Source organism: Streptomyces sp. NPDC052225, from assembly GCF_040679615.1.
Classification (GTDB): domain Bacteria; phylum Actinomycetota; class Actinomycetes; order Streptomycetales; family Streptomycetaceae; genus Streptomyces.
On record NZ_JBFAVD010000062.1, the window covers coordinates 1 to 5,910 of the forward strand.

General features: G+C 67.5%; 4 protein-coding genes. All 4 read right to left on the reverse strand.

What is annotated here, in order from left to right; genetic code table 11:
- Positions 1-140: 140 nt before the first annotated feature.
- Entirely contained in the window at positions 141-1,715 is a 1,575-nt protein-coding gene (locus AB0L37_RS38235) for an ABC transporter substrate-binding protein (RefSeq protein ID WP_365516750.1), read from the reverse strand.
- 67 nt (positions 1,716-1,782) lie between these two features.
- Positions 1,783-3,390, reverse strand: coding sequence for an ABC transporter substrate-binding protein (locus tag AB0L37_RS38240; protein ID WP_365516753.1), 1,608 nt, complete (start codon positions 3,388-3,390; stop codon positions 1,783-1,785).
- A 359-nt stretch (positions 3,391-3,749) separates the two neighbouring features.
- A complete protein-coding gene (locus AB0L37_RS38245; protein ID WP_365516756.1) occupies positions 3,750-4,445 on the reverse strand; it encodes an HAD family phosphatase in 696 nt (231 codons plus the stop codon).
- 88 nt (positions 4,446-4,533) lie between these two features.
- Positions 4,534-5,910: vitamin B12 dependent-methionine synthase activation domain-containing protein (locus AB0L37_RS38250; RefSeq protein ID WP_365516759.1), on the reverse strand; the 1,377-nt coding region annotated here is incomplete at its 5' end.

Consider the following 5,910-nt stretch of genomic DNA (forward strand, 5'->3'; position numbering starts at 1 on the left):
CCCTCTAACCAACCCTCTTCCCCACCCCCCCCCACTCCCTATCGCCCCTGTCCCCGGCGCCCGCCCACCGCAACACCCCCACCGGTGGATGGCGGCGGCCACCGATCGGTGGCCGCCGCCTTCCACGTTCACTGAGTCACTCAGCCCTTGCTGATCTCCCAGAAGCGGAAGACGGTCGAGGCGTCGAGGCAGTTCTCGAGGCCGTAGACGTTGTCACGGGCGACCGCGTACTGCTTGGCCTGCCACACCGGCAGGATCGGCAGCTGGTCGGCGACGATCTGCTGGAGCTGGTCGAAGTCCTTGGTGGTGGCGGCGCGGTCGCTCTGGGCGCCGGTCTCCGGGATGATCGTGCCGGTGATGGTGCTGTTGGAGTAGTTGTTCCCGAGGACGTTGCCGTCGCCGAAGAACGGCTGGGTGAAGTTGTCCGGGTCCGGGTAGTCGGGCACCCAGCCCTTGACGTAGACGCCGTACTTGCCGGACTTGATGTCCCGCTCGTACTGGGCGAATTCGACGGACTTCACATCGGCCTCGAACAGGCCGCTCGCGTTGAGCTGCTTGGCGATCGCCTTCAACTCGGCGTCCGTGGCGGGTCCGTAGCGCGAGGGCGTGGACCACAGGGTCAGCTTGACCTTGCCGGTGATGCCGTCGGCGCGCAGCGCGGCCTCGGCCTTGCTCTTCGAGGGGCGGGCCCCGTACGTGTCGAAGAACGCGGTGTTGTGACCGGTGATGCCCGCCGGGATGATCGAGTAGAGCGACGTGGCCGTGTTGTCGTAGACCTCGTCGATGAGGGCGTCGCGGTCGATCAGGTAGGCCATCGCCTTGCGGACGCCGATCTGGCCGACGACCGGGTCCTTCACGTTGAAGACGAGGTGCTGGACCTCGGCGCTGCTGCCCTCGACGACGTTGATGTCCGAGGTGGAGGACGTCTCGATGTCGGAGATGTCCTTCGCGGCGAGGCCTCGGTAGGCGAGGTCCAGGTCCCCGGCGAGCAGGGACCGCTTCAGGGCCGCCTGGTCACCGTGGAAGAACTCCATGGTGATGCCGGAGTTCTTGACCTTCGCGGTGCCCTTGTACGAGGAGTTGACGGAGAAGACCGCCTCCTTCTTGCCGTACGAGTCGAGCTTGTACGGGCCCGAGCCGACGGCCTTGCCGTCCGTGCGCAGTTCGTCGGCCGGGTACGCGGTGTGGTCGACGATCGAGCCGGCGCCCGAGGCGATCTTGCTGGGGAAGGTCGCGTCGGCGTACTTGAGCTTGAAGACAACGGTGTCGGCGTCGGGTGTCTCGACCTTGTTCAGCATCGGGAACATGATGGCCGGGCCGGCGTCGTCGTTGATCTTCATCATGCGGTCGAAGGAGAACTTGACGTCCTTCGACGTGAGCGCGTGACCGTTGCTGAACTTCAGACCCGGGCGGAGCGTGCACGAGTAGACCTTCGTGCTGTCCGTGAAGTGGCACTCCTTGGCGGCTTCCGGCTCCGGCTCGGTGCCTCCGTTGGGGAAGCTGAGCAGCGACTGGAAGACGTTGTTGAACAGCAGCCACGAACCCGGGTCGTAGCCGGAGGCCGGGTCGGTGGCCTGGATGTCGTCGGACATCCCCATGACCACGGAGTCACCGGTGCCGGCGGAGTCGGTGGAGTCCGAGCCACAGCCGGTCAGCAGTGCCGCGGCGAGGCCCACGCCGAGGGGCGGGACGAGCCACTGGTTGCGCATTCTCACGTACGTGCCTTGTCGGTCGTGCGGATGGGGCGGGCCGACCCCCCTATGGACCGGCCCCACGGGAAGCTCACTCGCTGACGCCGCGACCGAGCTCCCACAGCTGGAGGACGGACGAGGAGGACAGCGCCCACTCCACACCCGTGATGTCGTCGCGCGCGGCCACGTACTGCTTGCCCTGCCACAGCGGCAGCACGGGCACGTCGTCGGCGACGATGTTCTGGATCTGCTGGATGCTCTTCGACGCGGTCAGCCGGTCGGCCTCGCGGCGCTCGGCCGGGATCAGCGAGGTGCGGATCGAGTTGTTCGCGTACGGGGTGTTGAGGAAGTTGTCCTTGTCGAGGAACGGCGCGAGGAAGTTGTCGGCGTCCGGGAAGTCGGGGAACCAGCCGAGGCCGTAGACGTCGTACTTGCCCTTGAGCTGGGCGTCGCGGTACGTGTCCCAGACGTCGCCCTTGATGTCGACGTCGAAGAGGCCGCTGTCGTTCAGCTGCTTCTGGAGTACCTCGAACTCCTTCTTGGTGGCCGAGCCGTAGTGGTCGGTCGTGTAGTGCAGCGTGAGCTTCACCGGGGTGGTGATGTTCGCCCGGTTCAGCGCCGCCGAGGCAGCCGCCTTGTCCGGGTCGCCGTACTTGTTGAAGAACGAGTTCTGGTGGCCCGTGATGCCGACGGGGACGAGCGAGTACAGCGGCTCGGCGGTGGTGCCGTACACGCTGGAGGCGAGCTCGCCGCGGTCCACGACCTGCGCCATGGCCTGCCGCACGGCCTTGCTCCTGACGGAGTCGGCGGTGGTGGTGAAGCCCAGGTAGCGGATCTCCATGCCCGGCATCTCGACGAGGTTGACGTTCTCGGGCGGCGTCGTGGAGTACTTGTTGATCTGCTCCGGCGACATGGTGCGCGTCATCATGTCGATGTCGCCCTTCTCCAGCGCCGTGCCCATCGCGTCGGCGCCGTCGAAGGAGACCAGCTCGACCTTGTCGTTCTTCGGCTTCAACTGCCCCTTGTAGTGGGGGTTCTTGGTGAAGACGGTCTTGACGACGACGTTGTCCTTCACTTCGGACTTCATCGTGTACGGGCCGGAGCCGTCCACGTCGAAGCCCTTGCGCAGCGAGTTCTTGCCGTACTTCGCGGGGTTGACGATGCCGGCGGTGGGGGTGGCCAGCTTGTACGGGAACGTGGCGTCCGGGGTGTTGAGGTGGAAGATCACCTTCCGGTCGCCCTGCGTCTCGATGGTGTCGATCGTGGAGAGCAGACCGTAGGACGCGCTGTCGCTGTGGATCTTGCGGACGCGGTCGATCGAGTACTTCACGTCGGCGGCCGTCACCGGGGTGCCGTCGGAGAAGGTGAGGTCCTTGCGCAGCGTGCAGGCGTACCGCTCGGAGCCGGTGTCGGAGAAGATGCAGCTCTCGGCGGCCTCGGGGACGGGGTCGCCGCTGCCGCTGCGGGGCATCGCCATCAGCGTCTGCACGGTCTGGCGCAGCACGTTCCAGGACCCGGCGTCATAGGCGTACGCGGGGTCGAACGGCGCGGGCACCTTGCCCGAGGCGATGAACCGGTCGGTGGTGCCCACGGCTATCGCGTCGCCGTCCCCGCTCCCACTGTCGGACCCACCACAGGCGGCGAGCACGGGGGCGAGCAGACCGATGACGGCCGGCAGCACCAAAGTCTTGCGGTTCATGCTCGAAGTTCTCCAGAGCTGTTGGTTCCCGTGGGCCCGGCGCGAGGGGTGGTGCGTTCGAGGCACGGGAGGGTTACGGCGATGTTCTCGCGACGACATTAATGGGCCTGCCGCCGGGGCTCGAAGGCACTGGAGAGGGGCGCCCATCACGCTGCGGAACCGGGCGTGGACGCACCGAAAACACCTCAGGAGGAAGGTTCGTCGCAGGGGGCGACCAATCGGGACACAAGGTCACGCACGGGTGGGTACTCCGGCGTCGCCAAGCACGCGGGAGCGGAGCTGTCGACCCCCGGTTGAGTGGGAAAGGTCACACGTTCAACTGGGTTGAGGGGCGCGGCAATTCAGCCACGCCGATCGGTTCAGGGCGTCATCAGGCCGTGCAGGAAAGGCAGGTTGACGTGTTCGAGGGACGGCACCACGGTGCGACGGTGGGCCGGCTCGATCGGGGCGACGGACGGGACGGCGACGACATGGCAGCCGGCCGCCTCGGCCGCCGCGACGCCGGTCGCGGTGTCCTCGATGACGGCGCAGCGCCCGGGTTCGGCGCCGAGCCCCTCGGCGGCGATGAGGTACGGGTCGGGGTGCGGCTTGGTCCGGGCGACCTCGTCGCCGGCGATGGTCAGGTGGAAGTTGCGGTGCCCGAGCGAGTGCAGGACGCGGTCGATGATGCGCCGGTGGGACGCGGAGACCAGGGCCGTCGGCACCCGGTGGGCGGCGAGTTCGGCGAGGAGTCTCGCGGCGCCCGGCATCAACGGCAGGGACTGGCTGATGCGTTGCTCGAAGGCGTCGTTGAGCAGCACGGTCAGCTCGGGCAGGGTGATGTCGGCGCCGGTGGCCTCGATGAGGAATCCGGCGCTGCGGCTCATCGGGCCGCCGACGACGACCTGCCGCCAGGCGTCGTCGAGGGTGCGGCCGAGCGCGGCGAAGACGGCCACCTCGGCGTCCCACCAGAACCCTTCGGTGTCGACGAGGGTCCCGTCCATGTCGAGGAGCACGGCCTGAAGAGTGGAGCCTTCGGCCGATCGGGTACCGAGTGCGGGGACCGTACTGGTCATCCGGTCACACCTCCATGAGGGACGAAGAGGCCGGTCCCCGTGAGGGGACCGGCCTGCGCTGGACCGACCAGTGTACGACCGCTGCCGATTACCGCGCGTTGAAGTACTTCGCCTCGGGGTGATGGATGACGATCGCGTCGGTGGACTGCTCGGGGTGGAGCTGGAACTCCTCCGAGAGGTGGACACCGATCCGCTCGGGCTGGAGCAGCTCGGCGATCTTGGCGCGGTCCTCCAGGTTCGGGCAGGCGCCGTAACCGAGGGAGAAGCGGGCGCCCCGGTACTTCAGGGCGAACATGTCCTCCATCTCGGACGGGTCCTCGCCGGAGTAGCCGAGTTCGGAGCGGACGCGGGCGTGCCAGTACTCGGCGAGCGCCTCGGCCAACTGGACGGACAGGCCGTGCAGTTCGAGGTAGTCGCGGTAGGAGTCGCTCTGGAAGAGCTCCGCCGTGGCCTCACCGATCTTCGAGCCGACCGTGACCACCTGGAGGCCGACGACGTCGATCTCGCCGGACTCCTCGGGGCGGAAGAAGTCGGCCAGGCACAGGTGCCGGCCGCGGCGCTGGCGCGGGAAGGTGAAGCGGGTGCGCTCGTTGCCCTGCTCGTCCAGGATGATCAGGTCGTCGCCCTTGGAGACACAGGGGAAGTAGCCGTGCACCACGGCCGCCTCGAGCATGTTCTTGGTGTGCAGCTCGTCGAGCCAGCCGCGGAGCCGCGGCCGTCCCTCGGTCTCCACCAGCTCCTCGTAGGAGGGGCCGCCACCGGTACGGGCCTGCTTCAGACCCCACTGGCCCTTGAACAGGGCGCCCTCGTCCAGCCAGGACGCGTACTCCTTGAGCTGGATGCCCTTGATGACGCGGGTGCCCCAGAACGGCGGGGTGGGGATCGGGTTGTCGACGGCGACGTCCGAGCGCGCGGGGATGTCCTCGGCCTGCTCCTCGACCCCGACGGCACCGGCCTTGACGCGGCGCTGCTTCAGTTCGGGCAGGGTCGCGCCGGGCACGCCGCGCTTGACCGCGATCAGGGCATCCATCAGGCGCAGGCCCTCGAACGCGTCGCGGGCGTACCGCACTTCGCCCTCGTAGATCTCGTGCAGATCCTGCTCCACATACGCACGCGTCAGCGCGGCACCGCCCAGGATGACGGGATAGTCGGCGGCCATCTTGCGCTGGTTGAGCTCCTGAAGGTTCTCCTTCATGATCACCGTCGACTTGACCAGCAGCCCGGACATGCCGATCACATCGGCCCTGTGCTCCTCGGCCGCCTCCAGGATCGCGGAGACCGGCTGCTTGATGCCCAGATTGACGACGTTGTAGCCGTTGTTGGACAAGATGATGTCGACCAGGTTCTTGCCGATGTCATGGACGTCACCACGCACCGTGGCCAGCACGATGGTGCCCTTGCCCTCCGCGTCGGACTTCTCCATGTGCGGCTCCAGATAGGCCACCGCGTTCTTCATCACCTCGGC

What these genes read in the sequence shown, in the direction of transcription:
- AB0L37_RS38240 (WP_365516753.1), bottom strand. Translation starts at nt 3,390, where the DNA reads ATGAACCGCAAGACTTTGGTGCTGCCGGCCGTCATCGGTCTGCTCGCC.
- AB0L37_RS38245 (WP_365516756.1), bottom strand. Translation starts at nt 4,445, where the DNA reads ATGACCAGTACGGTCCCCGCACTCGGTACCCGATCGGCCGAAGGCTCC.